General features: G+C 71.5%; 22 protein-coding genes. 17 read left to right on the forward strand and 5 right to left on the reverse strand.

Features of this window, described 5'->3' with window-relative positions; translation table 11 throughout:
- Positions 1-87: 87 nt before the first annotated feature.
- Genes DT073_RS01460 through DT073_RS15760 form a run of 8 tightly spaced genes read left to right on the forward strand, consistent with a single transcriptional unit; the run spans position 88 to position 5,053 of the window.
- On the forward strand, positions 88-420 hold the full coding sequence (locus DT073_RS01460) for a hypothetical protein (protein WP_124291784.1): 333 nt from the start codon (positions 88-90) through the stop codon (positions 418-420).
- Positions 421-434: 14 nt separating this feature from the next.
- Positions 435-746 (forward strand): pore-forming ESAT-6 family protein, encoded by a 312-nt coding sequence (locus DT073_RS01465; RefSeq protein ID WP_124291785.1) that lies wholly within the window; start codon positions 435-437, stop codon positions 744-746.
- Between the two features lie 13 nt (positions 747-759).
- A complete protein-coding gene (locus DT073_RS01470) occupies positions 760-1,104 on the forward strand; it encodes a DUF6507 family protein (RefSeq protein WP_124291786.1) in 345 nt (114 codons plus the stop codon).
- A 3-nt stretch (positions 1,105-1,107) separates the two neighbouring features.
- Positions 1,108-4,086, forward strand: coding sequence for a glycohydrolase toxin TNT-related protein (locus DT073_RS15755; protein ID WP_164478116.1), 2,979 nt, complete (start codon positions 1,108-1,110; stop codon positions 4,084-4,086).
- Positions 4,079-4,369 carry a YrhB domain-containing protein gene (locus DT073_RS01490; protein WP_124291787.1) on the forward strand — a complete coding sequence of 97 codons (291 nt, stop codon included), beginning with the start codon at positions 4,079-4,081 and terminating at the stop codon, positions 4,367-4,369. Before DT073_RS15755 ends, DT073_RS01490 begins: the two co-directional genes overlap by 8 nt.
- A gap of 56 nt (positions 4,370-4,425) precedes the next feature.
- Positions 4,426-4,698 carry a hypothetical protein gene (locus DT073_RS01495; RefSeq protein ID WP_124291788.1) on the forward strand — a complete coding sequence of 91 codons (273 nt, stop codon included), beginning with the start codon at positions 4,426-4,428 and terminating at the stop codon, positions 4,696-4,698.
- Positions 4,695-4,913 carry a hypothetical protein gene (locus DT073_RS01500; RefSeq protein ID WP_124291789.1) on the forward strand — a complete coding sequence of 73 codons (219 nt, stop codon included), beginning with the start codon at positions 4,695-4,697 and terminating at the stop codon, positions 4,911-4,913. Before DT073_RS01495 ends, DT073_RS01500 begins: the two co-directional genes overlap by 4 nt.
- Positions 4,910-5,053, forward strand: a complete 144-nt coding sequence (locus DT073_RS15760) for a hypothetical protein (protein WP_164478117.1) — start codon at positions 4,910-4,912, stop codon at positions 5,051-5,053. Before DT073_RS01500 ends, DT073_RS15760 begins: the two co-directional genes overlap by 4 nt.
- Before the next feature lie 157 nt (positions 5,054-5,210).
- Here the strand turns inward: DT073_RS15760 and DT073_RS01505 are convergent, their stop codons facing one another.
- A complete protein-coding gene (locus DT073_RS01505; protein ID WP_164478118.1) occupies positions 5,211-5,642 on the reverse strand; it encodes an Imm61 family immunity protein in 432 nt (143 codons plus the stop codon).
- Positions 5,643-5,722: 80 nt separating this feature from the next.
- On the opposite strand from DT073_RS01505, the gene DT073_RS01510 reads away from it, so the two are divergent.
- The 9 genes from DT073_RS01510 (at position 5,723) to DT073_RS01545 (ending at position 15,339) form a co-directional block, all read left to right on the forward strand.
- On the forward strand, positions 5,723-6,352 hold the full coding sequence (locus DT073_RS01510; protein ID WP_164478119.1) for a TNT domain-containing protein: 630 nt from the start codon (positions 5,723-5,725) through the stop codon (positions 6,350-6,352).
- Positions 6,349-6,657: a YrhB domain-containing protein gene (locus DT073_RS01515; protein ID WP_124291792.1), complete on the forward strand. Its 309-nt coding sequence runs from the start codon at positions 6,349-6,351 to the stop codon at positions 6,655-6,657. Before DT073_RS01510 ends, DT073_RS01515 begins: the two co-directional genes overlap by 4 nt.
- A gap of 92 nt (positions 6,658-6,749) precedes the next feature.
- Positions 6,750-7,523 (forward strand): FHA domain-containing protein, encoded by a 774-nt coding sequence (locus tag DT073_RS01520; RefSeq protein ID WP_124291793.1) that lies wholly within the window; start codon positions 6,750-6,752, stop codon positions 7,521-7,523.
- Positions 7,520-8,605 carry a DUF6177 family protein gene (locus DT073_RS01525; RefSeq protein WP_124291794.1) on the forward strand — a complete coding sequence of 362 codons (1,086 nt, stop codon included), beginning with the start codon at positions 7,520-7,522 and terminating at the stop codon, positions 8,603-8,605. Before DT073_RS01520 ends, DT073_RS01525 begins: the two co-directional genes overlap by 4 nt.
- Positions 8,598-8,870, forward strand: coding sequence for a hypothetical protein (locus DT073_RS15765; protein ID WP_164478120.1), 273 nt, complete (start codon positions 8,598-8,600; stop codon positions 8,868-8,870). The genes DT073_RS01525 and DT073_RS15765 overlap by 8 nt, the downstream gene beginning before the upstream one ends.
- The gene (locus DT073_RS01530; RefSeq protein ID WP_164478121.1) at positions 8,867-10,186 is read left to right on the forward strand and encodes an EsaB/YukD family protein; all 1,320 of its coding nucleotides are present in this window, start codon (positions 8,867-8,869) and stop codon (positions 10,184-10,186) included. The genes DT073_RS15765 and DT073_RS01530 overlap by 4 nt, the downstream gene beginning before the upstream one ends.
- Positions 10,183-10,944 carry a hypothetical protein gene (locus tag DT073_RS01535; RefSeq protein WP_124291796.1) on the forward strand — a complete coding sequence of 254 codons (762 nt, stop codon included), beginning with the start codon at positions 10,183-10,185 and terminating at the stop codon, positions 10,942-10,944. Before DT073_RS01530 ends, DT073_RS01535 begins: the two co-directional genes overlap by 4 nt.
- Positions 10,941-14,981 (forward strand): type VII secretion protein EccCa, encoded by a 4,041-nt coding sequence (gene eccCa, locus DT073_RS01540; RefSeq protein WP_124291797.1) that lies wholly within the window; start codon positions 10,941-10,943, stop codon positions 14,979-14,981. Before DT073_RS01535 ends, eccCa begins: the two co-directional genes overlap by 4 nt.
- Entirely contained in the window at positions 14,971-15,339 is a 369-nt protein-coding gene (locus tag DT073_RS01545) for a hypothetical protein (RefSeq protein ID WP_124291798.1), read from the forward strand. The genes eccCa and DT073_RS01545 overlap by 11 nt, the downstream gene beginning before the upstream one ends.
- On the opposite strand, the gene DT073_RS01550 is transcribed toward DT073_RS01545, so the two are convergent.
- The 4 genes from DT073_RS01550 to DT073_RS01560 all read right to left on the reverse strand — a co-directional run bounded on the left by DT073_RS01550 (position 15,336) and on the right by DT073_RS01560 (position 18,413).
- Positions 15,336-16,097, reverse strand: coding sequence for a hypothetical protein (locus DT073_RS01550; RefSeq protein ID WP_240638683.1), 762 nt, complete (start codon positions 16,095-16,097; stop codon positions 15,336-15,338). The two genes, DT073_RS01545 and DT073_RS01550, sit on opposite strands and share 4 nt — an antisense overlap.
- A gap of 209 nt (positions 16,098-16,306) precedes the next feature.
- Positions 16,307-17,440 (reverse strand): o-succinylbenzoate synthase, encoded by a 1,134-nt coding sequence (menC, locus tag DT073_RS01555; protein ID WP_124291799.1) that lies wholly within the window; start codon positions 17,438-17,440, stop codon positions 16,307-16,309.
- Between the two features lie 21 nt (positions 17,441-17,461).
- Complete coding sequence (locus DT073_RS15770) at positions 17,462-17,617, reverse strand: hypothetical protein (protein WP_164478122.1); 156 nt, start codon at positions 17,615-17,617, stop codon at positions 17,462-17,464.
- A 76-nt stretch (positions 17,618-17,693) separates the two neighbouring features.
- The gene (locus DT073_RS01560; RefSeq protein ID WP_124291800.1) at positions 17,694-18,413 is read right to left on the reverse strand and encodes a GNAT family N-acetyltransferase; all 720 of its coding nucleotides are present in this window, start codon (positions 18,411-18,413) and stop codon (positions 17,694-17,696) included.
- Between the last annotated feature and the right edge of the window lie 2 nt (positions 18,414-18,415).

The following is an 18,415-nucleotide window of genomic DNA, read 5'->3' on the forward strand; positions in this document are numbered from 1 at the left end:
AAGGAGAGTTCTCTCATCTGATTGGAAGGCGGTTTCGCGGTTGTCTAGGCTGTGGAAGTCGTTGTCCACGATTCGGGGAGGTACGCGATGAAGTTCGCGATGGGGGCTGACACGCTGGGCGTGCTGGGAAAGGCGACCTCCGGGTCGAGTGACGAGCTGGCGCTGCTCGTGCGGCAGCTGCTCGAGGCGGCGGAGCCGCTGGAGGGGCAGTTCCAGGGCGCCGGACGCGTGGCGTTCGACCGCTTCAAGGCTCGCACCGACGCGATCTCCGGTGAGCTGAAGCTCGCGCTGGACGGCGTTCTGGGCGGTATCGCAGGGATGGACCGGTCGTTCCAGGAGGGTGAGGCGTCGATGGTCGACTCCACCACCAGCCTGGAGTCGGGTTCATCGTTCGACGCGGCGCGCTTCGGCGCTCGATGACGAGGGGGATCATCATGGCGAATCAGGGTGACCGTCGGGATTACAGCATTCCGGCATCGCAGAACGCACAGGACAACTTCAATCGTGTGGCCGCTCAGCTCGAGACGCTGATCGACGCGCACGATCGCGACGTGAACGCCGCGATGGCCGACTACGCCGCCGACGGCGTCTCGGAGGACTATCGCGCCAAGGAGCTCCGGTGGAAGAACGCCGCGGGCGAGGTGCGCTCGATCATCCAGACGCTCCGGTCGTCGCTGGAGCGCAATGACGAGTCGGCGCAGACCGCTCTCAGCAAGGCGCGTACCGCGGTCGAATCCATCGGCTGAGAAAGGCTGACCTGTGACGGGCTGGAGAATCCAACCGTCAGGGGTCGTCGCCGTACTGCAGGACGTCAACGTCGATGCCGAGGCTCTCGGCACGGCGCTGAACAACCTCAGTCCCGCCCTCGAGGGGGCGGTGACCGCCTCGCAGTCGGCCGCGATCGCTGAAGCGGTGCAGTCGTACTTCCAGATTCAAGAGGGTCCCCGAATCCAGGGGATGAGCACCCGGATCGGCGCCGCCGCGACGGGTGTCGTCAGCGCGACGGAAGCCTACGTGCAGGGTGACCTGGATATGGCGGCGAATGCGCAGTCTGCGGCACACGCGACGGTCTACCCGCCCGTGCTGCCACCGGGGGTGAGGTGAGAGATGCCGAGTGCCATCGATCCGGACGCGATTCCGGGTAAGGACATCGATCCGGACACCATCGAGCTCCACGCCGGAACGGTCAGCACGATCTCCGGTCAGGTGCGCGATCACGGCGCCGCCGTGCACACGAAGTGGCAGGGCATGGCCGCGGTGTACGAGGCGCCCGAGTCGGGCATCGTGCTCGACCTGATGCAGCCGGTGAACACGCAGTCCACGCAGGTCGGCGACAACCTCTCGGTCGTCTCGCAGGCGCTGACCGGGTTCGCCGAGACGGTGCGCCCGATCAAGGCGGCGCTCGACCAGCTGCGGCTGGACGCCCAGGCGTTCCGCGCCGAGATCGCGGGTGGCGTGCAGGTGCAGGAGCTGAACCCCGCCTACACCGCGTACGGGTCGTACGGCACGACGGCGGCGTCGTATCAGGGCTCGTGGAACGCGTACGGAGCGACCGGGTCGACGAGCTCGGCCGAGCCGGTGGAGCAGTACCGGACCGTCACGAAGGAGTGGCACGAGGTCCAGGAGTACGTCGATCGGAACAACGACCTCATCGCCCAGGTGAACGCGCAGCAGGTGCTGCTGTGGGAGGCCGAGCGCGACTGCGCGAACACCATCCGCGCCCTCTACGGCGCCGATCCGCTACGCGCGGCGCAGTCGGAGGACGACGCCCTCGGCTATGGGATTGAGGAGATCCCCGAGGGCACCGAGATGCCCTGGGGCGCCGAGGTCGAGCGCACCGAGGGCTGCGGCGAGGCGACGGCGAACTTCGTCTTCAAGGACTTCCTCTGGGAGGGCATCGCCGTCGGGGGAATCTGGGGCACCGTGCAGGGCCTCGGCACGCTCGTCCTCGGGTACAACCCCGAGACGGGCGACTTCTTCTCGGGCGACGCGTATGGCGCTGCCTGGGGGAACCTCGGCAACCTGCTGTTCGCCGGAATGGCCAACGGCGGGGTGCTCGCCCCCATTTTTCACGCCGACACGCTCATGCAGCAGTTCGGCGGCGACGGCTTCCTCCCGCAGGAGGTGCGTGACTTCAAGGCGCAGGCCGACGAGGCCGCGATCAACACCGGCAAGGCGCTCATCGCCTGGGATAAGTGGGCCGATGACCCGGGCACTGCGCTCGGCGAGTCGGTGTTCAACGTCGGCACCGCCCTGATCCCGGTGGGTGGCGCGGCGGTCGCCGGAGTGAAGACCGCCTCGACGGCGGCATCCGTCATCTCCCGGATGGCGCGGGTCGCCGACTTCGTCGACCCGGCCGCCTGGGCCGTGAACGGCACGATGCGCCTGGGAAGCGCCGGGCTCGGGAGCCTGGACAACCTCATCGGGCGTCTGGACAACACACCCGTCGACGTGAACCTCGGCCCGGTCGAGGTCTACACCGCGGCCGATTCGGCGTCGGCGATGCGCTTGCTGGATGACTTCGGCGTCGACCCGCAGAACGTCTACGCCCGGGTCGACGAGACCGGCGCACCGGTGCTGGAGTTCCCCGGCGGTGTGATCGAGATGCCGGCGGGCTCCCTCGACAACGCCGCCGCCGGTGGCATCCGCGCCGGCGACGGCGGGACCGGGGCATCCGTCTCCGTGCCCGCGCGCGAACCGGAACTGGTGAATGCCGGTGGCGTGCGCGGCGAGACCGGTCCGGCCCCCGTGAACGCGATCGTCGGCGAGGCGCCCGTGCGCACCGAGACCGGTGGGTCGGCCGGCTCCGGCGCAGACGCGAACACCCCAGCGCGAGAGGGCACAGGATCAGGTGACGGTTCGGGCCCGGGCGACGGTTCCGTTCCGGTCGACCGCGGCGGCGAGGGTGACGGCTGGACCCAGGGGCCGGAGCACCGCGGGGGAGACATCGATCCCCAGTACGGCGAGCCTCGCGCCGATCACGGCACGCTCGCCGACCAGTACGCGCCGCCGGCCGAGGTGCCGGCCGACATCCGGCACCTCGTCTCCGACCCCGAGGCGCCCTACGGTCGCGGCTCGGACGGCGAGCCGTACACCCGTGCCGAGTGGGAAGAGCGGTACATGGGTCCGGACAACCGGCCCATCTACCCCGGCAACGACGGCGCGGTGCCCGGCTCGCGGGTGTCGTACACCGACATGGAGGCGTTCCGCCGCGATCACGGCGACACGATCGACCGCTTCGGCGGGAGCGGGGGCGCCTACCTCTCGCCGGAGGGTGTGCTGTTCGAGCAGCGGGCGCTGCCGGGCGGCAACCTCAACGCCGGGTATCACGTGTTCCGCCTCACCGATGAGCTTCCTCCCGGGGTCCACATCGAGGTCTCCGAGGTCGCTCCGGCGTTCGGTCAGCCCGGCGGCGGCATTCAGCTGCAGTTCGTCGACGACGTCGACGGTGTTCTCAGCGTCGAGCAGCTGCTGTCCAACGACTACCGGATCATCGAGTCGACGTCTCCGACCCTGCCGAGTGGTCTCGACGCAGGGGCGAACGCACTCAGTGACTTCTCGTCGCCGGTCCCCGGGTCCGTCAATGTGACGGCACTTCACTTCGACAGCATCCCCGCCGACCTGCAGCGGTCGATCATCCGACACGAGTACCCGGGGCTCCTCGGTGTGAATGCGACGCGGTTCGACGGTCTTCAGGCCGGCACACTCGACCCGGGATTCGCGACTCGGGGATGGGATCAGAACTGCACGCGATGCGTGATCGCGTTCGATCGCGTCATGGAGGGGACACCGGCATCGGCGATGCCCTCCGCTGTGCCCCGTGACGTGGGAGACATCTTCACCGGACTCGGCATCACACCGAACTTCCAGTGGATGGGTGGATATCAGGACGTCGTCGCGCGGATGACCGCCCTGCCCGAGGGCAGCCGCGGGGTCGTCTACATCGCAAGACCGAATGGGTCGGCTCACGTGTTCAACGTCATTCACGATCGCAACGGCGTGGTGTTCTTGGATGCGCAGACCGGCTCTTTCGCCCGCCTCGAAGATGTGTCGAGAATCGGACTCATGGTGACGAAGAATGGCTGACGTCGTCGACGCCGTCGGGGCGCAGCGCATCGCCGCGGAGCTCCTCGCCGAAGGAGAGCGGAACGGAGGTGTCCCGTGCGTGCTCGTCGGTGAACCAGAGGATCACGGTCGCTGGTGGGTGCAGGGCTACCAGAGCCGCGCCTTCATGGAGGAGGGCGACATCATGCAGGCGCTTGCAGGCAACGGACCCTTCGCCATACCCAAGGATGGTTCGCCGCCGTTCCGCCTGGGGAGCGCGGAGCCGGCCGACATCCAGCTCGCCCGCATCCGCGAGCGTGAGTGATTCCGCCGTACGCGCGCGGTTGGTGAGGGCTTCGGCGTCCTGAAGAAGATCACACTGTGAACAAGTCAGATTTCGACGAGGTCGTCCGGGTGGAGCGTCTCGGACGATGGCTGGCGCGTTCGGAGCCGAGCGGCGCAACAGCGAACAAGCTGTGCCTCTTCGAGCGAGCCGGCACGTGGTACACGGTGACGACGGACGAGCGTGCGGGAGTCATCGAGACCACCCGGCGCTCCTACAGCAACCAATCGGAGGCCTTGGCGGACGCCGTCGAAGGACTGCGCTTTCTGAGAGACGTCCTTTCCCCCGGTCGCGGACTCGACGGAGCATGACGGACGAGATGGATGCCGCCAAGGCGCAGCGCATCGCGAGCCGATTGCTGACCGAGCCCGAGCTGACCGAACTGCTGGGCCGCCGCGTGCGAGACGCAGTGGAGGTATCGACACCATCGCGGACCGAGACGGTGTGGGGCCTCGCGGTCGCCGAGGGCAAGGTCCTGAACTGCGCGCTCGACCGTCCAACACGGACCAAGGACGCCACACTGTGAATACGCGGACGGTGGAGGAAGCGCGCCGACTTATCGAGGCCCTTCTCGAGGAGTCGACGGCCGAGGACGGGATCGAGCGGGTCGTCCTCGGTGACCCGGTCGAGTCGGGTCGGTACTGGGTGTTCTTCTACCAGGGGTGAGAGTACGTCGAGCGCGGCGATCTTGATGCGCTGCTGGTCGGAAACACGCCGATCGTCGTGCCGAAAGACGGTGGGGCGTCGTTCGCGCTTCCTTCGGTTCGCGACGTGAACGCACAGATTCGAGCGCTGGCCCCGGAGGATTCTCCGACCGGCCCAGCTACTGCATGAGGAAGTCGTTCACCTTTTGGAGTCCGCGGCCGGCGACGTAGGTGTAGCGCTTGGCGTCGCTGCGCTGACGGAAGGATGCGTGGTGTCCCCCGGCCCCGACGTCGTAGCCCTCATCGGTCCGGGTGACGGTGGTGTCGGGTGCGGGGTCGGCGGGGAAGACATCTCCGAGCCCGCGGTCCGCGCGCCAGATCGATGCCAGGCAGACCGCGAGGAACGCCTCCGCTTCTGATCGTGCCGAGAAGCGCCCGAGCGTTGCCCACTGACCCCGACTCTGCTTGTCGACGGTGAACCCCTCGCTGTCCTCTCGGATAGCGAATGCCGTCTCGAGGTCGCCCCACCCGACCAGGAACGTCCCGTCGTCCGTCATCGGGAGGTAACCCAGGCGGTCGGCCCACAGCGCGAGAATTCCAGCGTCATCCACACTCCTATTCTGACGGCGAACGGCATTCCGGCCGTGTGCATAGGCTTGTCGGCGATGTCGTGCGACGAAAGAGGAGACCGATGACGCCCGAGACCTCCTGGGCGAACGTTCGAACCACCCTGCGCGAGAACGGTGTCCCCGACCGGGCCGTCCTCCTCCCCGGGGACGACGGGGTGCCGTGGGAGGGAGCACTCGTCATCGCCGACGCGGGCGACCGGTGGACCCTCTCCACCGTCGACTACGGAACGGCGCGCGTGCTGCTGCGGCGCGCATCGGCGGCGGAGATCATCACCGCGCTGTTCCCGTACGCGCTGTCGCCGCTCCCCGAGCCGGAGGAACTGCCCGACAGCGAGCGGGAACGGCTTCTCACGTGGGCCGCCCCGCACGTGATGGATCTCGCCGCTCGCGGCGTGAAGGACACCGTGATCGACCTGCCCGCCGGTCTGCTGGTCGATCGGATCGGCGCCCTCGACGGATTCCTCCTCTACCCGACCGGCACGTCGTTCGAGGCGCGTTCGCTTCCGGTGACCGCCCTGGATCAGCCCCTCCAGTCGTTCCTCACGACGGCTCCCATCCGGGTCGCCGCCACCGTCACGCCGCCGTGGTTCGGACGAGAAGGGGGCGGCATCCGATTCGCGGTCCAGGATCCCTCGATGGGCATCCGCGACCTCGTGCGAGAAGGGCAGCTGAGGCGGATCGCGACCCCGTGAACACGCCCGCGGGGGATGTCGTCGACGCAGCCGACGCACGCCGCATCGCTCTTCGAATGCTGAGCGACGCGGAGCAACGCGGCGGAACTCCGTGCGTCCTCGTCGGACAACCCGAGGACCAGGGACGCTGGTGGGTGCAGGGGTATCAGAGCCGGGCCTTCATGGAGGACGGGGACGTCATGCAGGCGCTCGCCGGCAACGGCCCCTTCGCGATACCCGAGGACGGCTCAGCACCCTTCCGATTGGGCACCGCGGAACCAGCCGACGTTCAGCTCGCGAGGCTGAGGGAGCGGGAGTCATCCTGACGGCGGCCGCAGCGGTGGCCGGACAGGGAGCGCCAGGCAAGCCCCGACTAGGATCGGAGGGTTCGCCGGAACGGGAAGAACGCAAGAACAGGATGACCACACAGGATTCGCTGCGCTTGGCCGACGTCGACCCCCTCGTGCTCACCGCCCGCGCTCGCGCCGGCCAGCTCGCCGGGGCGATCTTCATCGACCTCGCCGCTCCCCTGGTGGCCGCGATCGGCGGCATCCTCGCCCTCGTCACGGGGGCCCCTGCCCTCGGCACCGCGCTTCTCGTCATCAGCGCGATCCTCGTCGCCGTCACCGCCTGGCAGTTCGCTCGCAGCGGCCGCGCCCTCGGCGGCCTGGCCGTCGGGCTGCGCACCGTCAAAGCACCCACGGGCGCGGCCGCAGGCCGCTCGTTCCTGCCGGCGCTGCTGCGCGGACAGCTCGAGACCTTCGACCTCCGTCGCGGCCGCGACCCCTTCGCGCCCGCTCTGGCTCCCGTCACCTTCCCCCAGGCGCCGGCACCGACGCCCCGGCCCCGATCCGCCGCGCGCGGGGGTGTGCCGCTCGTGCGCCTCGACTCCGGCGAGCGACTGTCGCTCGAATCAGCGCTCATCCTCGGACGCACACCCACCGCTCCCGCCGATGCGCCCGCCGAAGCGTTCCAATGGCCCGACCTCTCGCGCTCGCTGTCGAAGTCGCACGCCCGCCTGGAGTGGGACGGCGCACGCCTGTGGGTCACCGACCTCGGTTCCACCAACGGCACCTTCATCCGCACGGCCGGCAACCGGCATCCGCTGATCGCCCACCAGCGCACCCCGCTCCCGCTCCCCGCCGAGATCGACCTCGGCGACCGGAGCCTCTCGGTGACGGAGGCGCGATGACGCTGACGATCGACCATCCCCTCGCCGACGCGACCGGCGAGGGCTGGGTGCTCACCGAGATCCACAGCGAGGTGCTGAGCCTCTCGCAGGGGCTCAGCGACCTCCTCGGACGCACCGCCACCGAAGGCCGCAGGCCGCTCCTGGTCTCGGGCGAGCACACCCGGATGACCGAGCCCCTGGCCGAAGCACTGTCGTCGACGCAGGGGCACTGGATCATCCGCACCCGCACCGACGGCTTCTACGACGCCCGCTCCGGCGCCCGCCTCGACACCCCCGACGCCGCCCTCTCCATGGGCGGCCCCCTCGACCCTGCCCGCGTGCACCCGGCCTTCCTCCGCGCCACGATCCGAAGCCGCCTGCAGCTCGTCGTCTCGGTGTCCACGCGCCACCGGGTGAGCAGGCCCGTACGCCTCGGCGGCGTCCTCGACGCCGTGTCGGAGGTCGTCACCCAGGCGCCGCCCACGCACTGGGGCGCCCTCGAACCCCTGCTCGCAGCGTGGGACCGCGACGATCTCACCGAGCGCACCCGTCGGCGCATGCCGAACGACAGCCGCTGGATCGCCGTCTCCGCTTCTTCCCGACTCCTCGTCGGCACGCTGCACATCAGCCGCACCGGTCAGGGTCTGGAGGAGACGACGCGAGTCGTCGCAGACGTCGCCGGAGCGGATGACGCGGCATCGGCCGATCTCGCCGGGCTCGCCCGCCGGTCGCTCGCGGCCGCGGCGACGGTCGGCATGCCGCTCATCGGCGTGGTGCTCGGCTCGATCGGCTCGCCCGACCTGGCCCGCCGCGCCACCGCCTCGCCCGCACCCGAACCCCTGGCGCTGCTCGTCGGCCCTCCGGGGGTCCGCGCCCTCGGCGTCGACGCCGCCGGATGGACCGCCGAGGTCGGCGGCACCACCGTCGGCAGCCCGCGCCTCCCCGGCGCCCTGATCCCCCTCGGCTCGATCGACGGCGGCGGATGGCAGCGCCTGGACGAGGTCGTCGCCCCGCTCGACCGCGAACGCCTGTGGCGCCTCCTGGGACTCTCACCGGCCGTCGCCCGCCTGTTCTTCGAACGCGGAGGTACCCGCGATGCCTGATCAGAAGGACGCCGTGCTCATCGAGCAGGCGAAGATCCAGTGGATGCGACTGGGCTCGGCCCTCCTCTACGGACACATCGACGAACGCCGCACCGTCAACGACCACATGAAGCGTCTGATCGGCTCGATCATCGTCGCCGCGATCGCCTGCGCGGTGTGCGCGGGCATCTCGTTCGTCAGTCAGCTCCTGGCCGACCAAGCCGCCGCCCGCGAGCAGGCGAACGCGTCCGGAATCGTCCTGCCCTACGCACCGGAGGCCCTGTGAGCATCTACACCCGCGTCACCGTCGCCGGCGCCCACGCCCGCGCCGAGGTCGTCGTCCCGAGCGACGAGTCGCTCGGATCGGCTCTGCCGCGCCTGCTCGATCTCCTCGGCGAGACCGAGGGCACCGTCGCGCGCCCGCTCACCCTCGTCGCCCCCGACGGCGAACAGCTCGACATCGCCCGCACCCCCACGCAGCTCGACCTGCTCGACGGCACCCTGCTGCGCCTGGAGCGCCTCGAGGCAGCACCGCCCTCGCCCGTCGTCATCGACGTGACCGATGCCGCCGCCGACGCCCACGACAGCCGCCCTGACCGGTGGGACTCCCGCGCCCGCGCACTGGCGGCCGGCACCGGCATCGCGTTGGCCGTCGGCGGCGGCGCCCTGCTCCTGCCCCTTCCGGGCGACGCGGCCGCGGCGATCCAGATCGCGGCGTTCGTGATCCTCCTCGCCACTGCAGCCGGGCTCGGGCTCGGCGGGATCCGTCGGGTGTCGGCCGCCGTCGGGGCAGCCGCGGCAGGAATCGCGGCCGTGCTGGCCGTCGCCGCCGCCACCCTCACCTCCGATCTGCTCCTGGGTGCCGCGGTCGGACTCGCCACCGCGTCCACCACCGTCCTCGTCGCGATCGGCGTCGCCCGCCGGTCGCCCGGAGCCCTCGCCGGCGGCGCACTCGGCGCGGTGCTCGGCACGCTCCTGCTCGTCCTTCTCATCGCGGGCGTCACCGACCCCGCCGCCGCCGCGATCACCGCGGTGGTGGCCGCCTTCGTCACGGGGCCCCTGCCCTGGATCGCGCTGTCGGCCGCCGGGCTCACCACCCTCGACACCCAGGCCGCCGCCGGCGACCGCATCGGCCGCGACCGGGCGTTCTCGGCCATCGACGACGCCTACGCCGCCCTCACCTGGAGCGTGCTCGCGGTCGCAGCCGCCCTCGCCATCACCGGGGTGGCACTCGTCCTCGCCGATGCGCTCTGGCCGGGACTGGTCGCCCTCGCCATCGCGGCCGTCGCCGCGCTTCGCTTCCGCGCCTTCCCGCTCCGCGCGCAGGGCTGGGCGCTCTGGGCGGCTGTCGGCGCGATCGGGCTCACCGCGTTCCTCACGCAGCTCGCACCCCTCGGCTGGATCGCCCCCGCCGTCGGTGTCGCCGTCGCCGCCGTCATCGCCACCGCGAGCATCGTCTCGCCCAAGCCCGCCGCTCGCGCGCGCCTTCGCGGGCTCGGCAACATCCTCGAGACCCTCGCGGTCGTCTCGCTCCTGCCGCTGCTCCTGGGCGCCCTCGGCATCTACGACGAACTCCTCGGCATGTTCGGCGGCGGCTCATGAGTCAGGGTCTCGCCTCGATTCCCCGCATCGTCTTCGGCAGCGCCACCGCCGCGCAGACCGTGCTGGCGACGCAGGATGCCGCGATCCGCGCGCCCCTGTCCACGACGCGTCGCATCGGGATCCTCTCGCTCGCGCCGCACGCGTCCGTCACCCCCCTCGCCCTGCAGGTCACCCGCGCGATCACCGCGCGTCGCCCCGAGTCGGTGCTGACCGTCGACGTCACCCCCGACGGTGACCTGGCCCGGGCGCTCGAAGTCGCCGAGACGGCACCGAACGAGACGCGCGCGGGGGCGCGGACGACCGCCGAGGCACTGACCGGGCTCGAGGATCGCCGCGGCATCGTGGGCCTCCGCCCGCCCGCCACCGGCGACCCGGTGGGTGCGTGGCTGGCTGAGGCGGCACCGATCACCCGGTTCTTCGATGTCGCCGTCACCGATTTCGGCGCCCACCACCCCCTTGCCGACCTCGGTTCCTGCGCCGCGCTCAGCGATGTCGTGTGTCTCGTCGCCGACGCGTCCCGCGCCGCCGCCGAGAACGCGCGTGCGGTCGTTCCCGCGATCCAGGCGCTCGCCGAACGACCCGCCGTGGTTCTGGCCCTCACCGAAACCGACCCCGACTCCTCGGCGGTGGCGCGAGCGATCGCGGCGACCTCGTCGCATCCGGTCGTCTTCATCCCGCGCGCTCCGCGGGCCGCACGGCGCGCCGTCCTGAGCCTCGCCGCAGCCCTCGTCGCCGGCGGACGGGAGGTCACGGCATGACCCTCCGCGTCATCCACCGCCCCGCGCGCCTCACCACCCCGGTCGAGCCGCCGGCCGAGATCATGCTCGCACCGCCACCGCCCCTCGGCGAAGGGGCTTCGGGCTTTCCCATCCAGTCGCTCCTGCCGGTCGTGGGCAGCCTGTCGTCGATCACGATGATCGTGCTGCTGCGCAACAACCCGATCATGGTCGTCGTCGGCGCGGTCATCCTCGTCGTGGCCCTCGTCGGCGGCGTCGGCATGGCCTTCAGCTCGCGCGGCAACGCCGCGCGCCAGCGCCGACTCCAGCGCGAGCGCTATCTCGACTACCTCGAACGCACCCGCGGCGAGGTGCGCGAGCTCGCCGACGTCCACCGCGAGGCCTCCCTCGCCCTCCACCCGGCCCCCGCGACCCTGGTCGAAGTCGCGCTCAATCCCGCGCGACGCTGGGAGCGCCGGCCGGGCGACGCCGACTTCCTCCGCGTCAGGATCGGCACCGCCGACCTGCGCGCCGTCGATGTCTCGCTGCCGCCGGAACAGAATCCGGTGCAGCCGTTCGACCCGGTGATGCGCGAATCGGCCGAGCGGATGGTACGCCTCGCCGGTCTGTCGCAGGGGATGCCGGCAGAGGTCGACCTCGAGCGGGGCGGCCAGGTCTCGATCGTCGGAGACCGCGAGACGGCCCTCCAGGTCTGCCGCGGGATCGCCGCGCAGATCGCCGCGCTCCACTCGCCCGACGACGTCCACCTCGCCGCCGTCCTCCCCGCGCGCGTGCGCGACGAGTGGCGCGGATTCGATCTGCTGCCGCACGTCGCCGCGAGCGACATCCCCGCCGGCGCCCTCGCCGCACGGCGCATCGCACCGTCGCTGCCGGAGCTCCTCACCCTCCTCCGCGACGAGCTTCGCGACCGCGCCGCCGCCACCGCCGCGGCCCGCCGCGCCGGGCGACGCACCAAGCCGGGTCGTCTCGTCATCTTCATCGACGAGGACGGAGGCTCCGCGACCGCGCTCCCCCGCATCGACGCCGCGTTCGACCTGGCCGACCTCGGTGTGACCGTCGTCCACATCGTCGACGACCGGCTGAAGGAGCCCTCGACGGTCTCCACCCGCATCACCCTTTCGGGCGGGACCGCCACGGTGGAGACGCCGGGAAGCGGCGACCCCGCCGTCACCGATATCCAGCCCGACCCCGTTGACATCGCTCTGCTCGAGGTGATCGGGCGCCCGCTCGCGGGCCTCCGCCTCACCCGCACGAGCTCCACCGACAGCGGCACCGTGCTCGCCCCCGATGTCACCGAGCTGCTCGGGGTCGCCGACGTCGACACGATCGACGTCGGCTCGGCCTGGCGCCCCCGGAGCGCCGGAGACTTCCTGCGCGTGCCGATCGGCATCGACGACCGCGGCGCCCCGGTCCTGCTCGATCTGAAGGAATCGGCGCAGCTCGGCATGGGCCCCCACGGCATCTGCATCGGCGCGACAGGGTCGGGAAAGAGCGAGCTGCTGCGCACGCTCATCCTCGGACTCGCCCTGACCCACGCCCCCGACGATCTGTCGATGATCCTCGTGGACTACAAAGGCGGCGCGGCGTTCGCGCCATTCGCCCCGCTTCCCCACGTCGCCGGCATCATCGACAATCTCGCCGACGATCCGCAGCTGACCGAGCGCGCCCGCGCGAGCATCCAGGGTGAGGTGGTGCGCCGCCAGCGCCTGCTGAAAGAGGCCGGCAACGCGGCATCCATCGGCCACTACCGCCAGCTGCGCCGCGAGCGCGACGATCTGCCGCCGATGCCGCATCTCTTCCTCGTCATCGACGAGTTCGGCGAGCTCCTCACCGCCGAGCCCGACTTCGTCGAGCTGCTCCTCACGATCGGGCGCATCGGTCGATCGATCGGCGTGCACCTGCTGCTCTCGAGCCAGCGCATCGAGGCGGGGCGCCTGCGGGGCCTGGACACCTATCTGTCGTACCGCATCGGCCTGCGCACCTTCAGCGAGGCCGAATCGGCCGTCGTGCTCGACAGCCCCGACGCGTTCCACCTGCCCGCCATCCCCGGGTTCGGCTATCTGAAGGTCGACACCTCGGTGTACACGCGATTCCGCGCGGGTTACGTCTCGGGGCCGGTGCCGGAGCGGATCGAACGCGGCCCCGAGCGTGAGGTCGCGCCGCCGGTGCTGCCGCTCCCGCCCTACGACCTCCGCGCTCTGGACCCCGACCCCGGCGACACCGCCGGGCTCGACAGCTCGCAACCCGAGGTTCCGGTCACCGGGCGCACCCTCGTGCAGGCCGCGACCGAACGCGTCGCCCGCGGGGTCGCCCGCACCCGCCCGGTGTGGCTTCCCCCGCTCCCGCCGGTGCTCACCCTCGGCGGCGTGCTCCCCAGCAGCGAAGGCGAAGCCGTCGCCGGCACCCTGAGGGCACCCATCGGTCTGCTCGATGACCCGAGCCGGCAGCGGCAGGAGCCGTGGCTGCTGGATCTCACCCGCTCGGGCGGTCACGTCTCGATCATGGGCGCCCCGCAGTCGGGGCGCTCGACGTTCCTGCGAACCCTCGCGACCGCGCTCGCCTTCACCCATTCCCCGCGCGAGGTGAGCGTCTACGGCATGGACCTCACCGGCGGCGGGCTCGCGAGGATCGAGCCCTTCCCCCACGTCGGCGGCGTCGCGACCCGGGGACACCGGGAGCGCCTCGGGCGGCTGCTCGAAGAGCTCACCGGCATGCTCGCCGTCCGGGAACGGGTGTTCCGCGAGCAGAACCTCGACTCCCTCGCCGACATGCGCCGCCAGCACGCCGCGGGGCGGCTGCCCGAGCTGCCGAGTGCCGACGTGGTTCTGCTCGTCGATGGCCTCGGAGCCGTCCGCACCGAGTTCGAAGACCTCGAGGCACCCATCGCGCAGCTTCTCGAGAGAGGGGGCAGTTTCGGGATCCACGTCGTGGTGACCCTGTCCCGCTGGAACGAACTGCGGATGAACCTGCAGAACCTCGTCGGCACCCGACTGGAGCTGAAGCTCAACGACCCGGCCGACTCGCAGATCGCACGCAAGCTCTCCACCACCCTCCGGGCCGACGAGCCGGGCCGGGTGCTCACCGACGAGAAGCTCTTCGCCCAGATCGCGCTGCCGCTTCTCGAGGAGGCCGAGGACGATGACATCGGCGCCGCCCTCGAACGCATCGCCCGAGAGAGCGCCGCGCGGTGGGAGGGCCCCGAGGCTGCACCCATCCGGCTGCTTCCCGAGGTGCTCGAGCCCGCCGAGCTTCCCGACGCCTTCGACGAGCCCGATGCGATCCCGTTCGGCATCCGCCAGGACACCATGCAGCCGGTCGCCCTCGACCTCGCCACCGGCGACCCGCACCTGCTCATCTTCGGCGACAGCCGCTGCGGCAAGACCACGACCCTTCGGGGCATCGTCCAGGGCGCGATCGACCGGTACTCGCCCGAGGAGCTCGTCGTCGGTCTTCTCGACGCACGTGGCGAGCTCGCCGCGGACGTGCCCGACGCCTACCTCGGCGGACACGCCACTTCCGGCCGTCAGGGACGTCAGCTGGCGGAGTCGATCGCGACCGAGCTCGAGAAGCGCGCGATCGACCGCTCCGCGCCGGGCCCGCGCATCCTGGTCGTCGCCGACGACTTCGACATCCTCGCCGCCGGGGGCACCGAACCCCTCCGCCCGCTTCTGCCCTACCTCGCGTCGGCGCGTGACCTGCGCCTGAACGTCGTGGTCAGCCGGCCGGTCGCCGGAGCCTCGCGCGCGATGTTCGACCTGGCGCTGCAGGGCATCCGCGACACGGGCGGAACGGCGCTGATCATGTCGGGCGACCGCGCCGAGGGACAGCTGCTCCCCAAGCTCTACGCCGAGCCGATGATCGCCGGCCGGGGGCGCCTCGCCCGCCGCGGCGAGCGGCCGACCCTGGTGCAGGTGGCCCGATTCGATGCCGGTGCCGCCACGCAGGCGCAGCCGGCCCCGACCGAGACACCGGTTCCGGCGGGGTCCTCCGCGCCGGCGGAGAACGACTCCGGCGAACCGGGTCCGCGACGCCGACGGAGGATGTCCGATGCCTCGTAGCAGCGTGGTGCTCACCCCCGAGCCGGTGGATGCGGCCGCGATCGGGCGGGCCGCGGCATCCGTCCACGACCGGGTGACCGGCGGCGACGGCGCCCCTTTCGAGCTGCGTCCTCTGGATGACGGCGCCGTCCTGCAGGTCGTCGTCGACGGCGTCGTGGTGCTGTCGGTGCTGAGACCGCGCCTCGCGCCCGAGAGCCGCGAGCGGGAGCGCGTGCTGCCGGGCGTGACGGCGCCCGAGACCACGCGCTGGTGGACCGAGGCGTACACCCCGTGGCATGCCGGGGGCGCGCTGGGTGTGGCGATCCTCGACGCCCTGGACGGGGTCGCCATCCACGGCGGGGTGGGGCGCGAGGACTAGGGCGAGCCGGCGAATACGCACCAGTTCGACACCCAGGTGAGGATGTCGCCGCGCAGCGTCTCACCGACGAAGAGCTCGATCTCACCGGGCTCGCCGGCGAGGGTGAGGCGGACGTCGAAGATCGTGCCGCGCTTGTCCTCCTGCACCGCGTGGGGGTCGCAGCGCGAGGGGACGATCGGGATGTCGACGACGATCGGAGCGATATCGTCGGCCGCCACCGTCACATCGAGCGGGAACACGCCGTCCACCGTCTCCGGGCCGAAGTCGAGCAGGTTCGTCGCCTGCACCGCGACGAGCGTCGCGTCGCCGCCGGCCGGGGTCACCGTCAGCTCGAGGCTCGCGGGCTCCCCGGCCGGTGCGGGGGTGAAGCCGGTGAACGCCAGCGTCGCCGCCTCGGCGAGCGCGGCCGCCCGGCACTCACGCTCGTGCAGCGGCGCGAGGAAGCCCAGAGGGTCGGCGGCCCTCACCCGCGCGGTTCCCGCCGCGCCGTCGACACTGAATCCGAGCGCGACAGTCGGTTCGAGGGGCCCGGCGTCGTCGCGTGCGCACGCGACCTCGGGGAGCTGCACGCGGATGTCGACCTCGCCGCCGGCGGGAACGCGGCTCGTGCGCCCGGGCAGCACGCGGGTGGCCGGGGTGGCGAACCGGGGATCGTCGACAGCGACATCGCCGATCTCGAGGTCGACGTCGCTGCCGTTGACGACGTGCACCTGCGCCTGACGCACGGCGACGTCGGCGCGAAGCTGGACGATCTCCACGCTGACGCCCGTGGGCAGGGCGGTCGCGCTGTCGGACGCAGGCTCACGCGCTTCGCCGCCGCTCCCGCTCCCGCCCGCGCAGCCGGTCAGGAGGAGCGCGACGGCGAGGGCGACCGAACTCCTGCAGAATCGGCGAGCGCGCCCCCTCCGCTCGGCGTGTCGATGCGGTAGACCGCTGATCTGCAGGAGTTGGGGACGCCGCATCAGCGCTACCGCCGGATCTCCACCCGCTCCGCGGTGACCGCGTCGAGGAAAGCGCGGTCGATCTCGACCCCGAGCCCCGGACCGGTCGGCACCCGCACATGCCCGTCGTCGAGGACCGCGGGCTCGGTCACGATGTCACGGTCGTAGAACCGGCTCGCCGCCGACACGTCGCCGGGCAGGGTGAAGCCGGGCAGAGCGGCGAGCGCCGCGTTGGCGGCCCGGCCGATGCCGGTCTCGAGCATGCCGCCGCACCAGACGGGGACCCCCGCGGCCACGCACAGGTCGTGGATGCGCACCGCCTCGAGGTACCCGCCGACCCGGCCCGCCTTGATGTTGATCACCGACGCCGCCGCCAGCGCGAGCGCGTCGCCGGCTGCCTTGGCCGAGACGATCGACTCGTCCAGACAGATCGGCGTGCGCACGTGCTCGGCCAGCACGGCGTGGTCGACGAGGTCGTCCTCCTGCAGCGGCTGCTCGATCAGCAGCAGGTCGAAGGCGTCGAGGGCGGCCACGGTGTCGATGTCGGCGAGCGTGTACGCGGAGTTCGCGTCGACCTGCAGCGGCACCTCGCCGAACGCGTCGCGCACGGCGGCGGTGTCAGCGACATCCCGACCCGGCTTGATCTTGATCTTGATCCGCACGTACCCCTCGGCGAGGTAGGCGCCGACCGCGTCGACGAGCGCCGCGGGGTCGCGCTGCAGCCCCACCGAGACGCCGGAGGGCACCCGGTCGACCGCGGCTCCCAGGAACGCGCCCAGCGAGCGCGTCTCGGCCCGGAGGGCCGCGTCGAGGACGGCGAGTTCGAGACCGGCTTTGGCCATGCGGTGTCCGACGATGGGCGCGAGGAGGCCCGGAACCTCGTGCGGGGCGACCCGCCGTCGCTCGAGGAGGGCCGGCACGAGGAAGCGTGTCGCGACGTCCCACGCGCCCTGGGTGTACTCGCTGGAATACAGCGGCGCCGCCCCCGTGACGATCTCGCCCCACCCGTCGCCGTCCGCGGTGAGGGCACGCACGATGATCACCTCGCGCACCGTCTCGGTGCCGAACGAGGTCGTGAAAGGGGCCACCAGCGGCAGGTGCACCACGCGCAGCTCGAACCCCTCGAGGGAGACGGATGCCGCGGGCTGAGCGATGGGCATGCGCTCAGCGTACGCCCGGTCTCAGGCGGCGCACGGGGCGATGAGCGGACGGAAGGTCGAACGCGCACGACGCGGGCGAAGGCGCCGCGCCATGCGGGCGGTGAGTCGGCGACCCGCGCCGTCTGCCGCGGTCGGGAACAGTGCGGTGGTCGGAAACAGTGCGGTGCGCAGATTCATGTCGGACTCCCCTGTCTGGTGACGCCCCCAGCGTCACCAGAAGAGAGTCACCACGCGGCCTGCTGATACGCGAACATCAGGGCCTGACCAGCAGGTAACCGCGTGGAGCGTCGAATCCGCCGATCACGAGGCCGTCCGCGAGATGCGAGAGAAGCGCCGCGCGCACGTGCCGCCGCCAGGCGGCCGCCTCGGCCGGGGTGTCGCGCCGGATCGCGGCGATGTCGGGGGGCACCGGGACCTCGGCGACCACCCGGTCGTCGGCCGGCGTCGGCACGGGCGGCGCTGCGAGCGCCCACGACACCAGGATCCGGTCGGTCTCATCGCCCCGGTTGACCCCGTCGTCCATCGCGCCGTAATGGTTCACCAGGTATTCCGTCACCCGCGTTCCGAGCACCTGAAGGTTGAAGTGGGCGTTGCGCGCGACGAGGGGGTCGAAGGTCCAGGTGATGTGCCCGACGTCGCGTGCGAGCGCCCACTCGCGCTGATGCTGCTTCAGGATCCGCCCGAGGCCCTGACTCTGATGGCCGGGCAGGACGCCGGTGATGTGCGAGTGCATCGAGCGGGCGGCGGGCGCAGCGAAGAAGGCGACGGACGCGCCGACCATGTGCTCGTCGGCGTAGAGGCCCATGGCGTAGTTGCCGGTGTGGGCGAGCGCGCGCAGGAGGTTCGGCGGCATGCCCGACCGGTCACCGCCCCACACGTCGGAGAGCACCGCCGAGGCGGTGTGGACGGCCTCCACCGTGTCGAGCGGGCGAAGGGCGATTCCGGGCGGAGTGGGAACGGATGCCTCGGCCATGG

Source organism: Microbacterium sp. ABRD28 (genome assembly GCF_003850245.1).
In the GTDB taxonomy this organism is placed as follows: Bacteria; Actinomycetota; Actinomycetes; order Actinomycetales; family Microbacteriaceae; genus Microbacterium.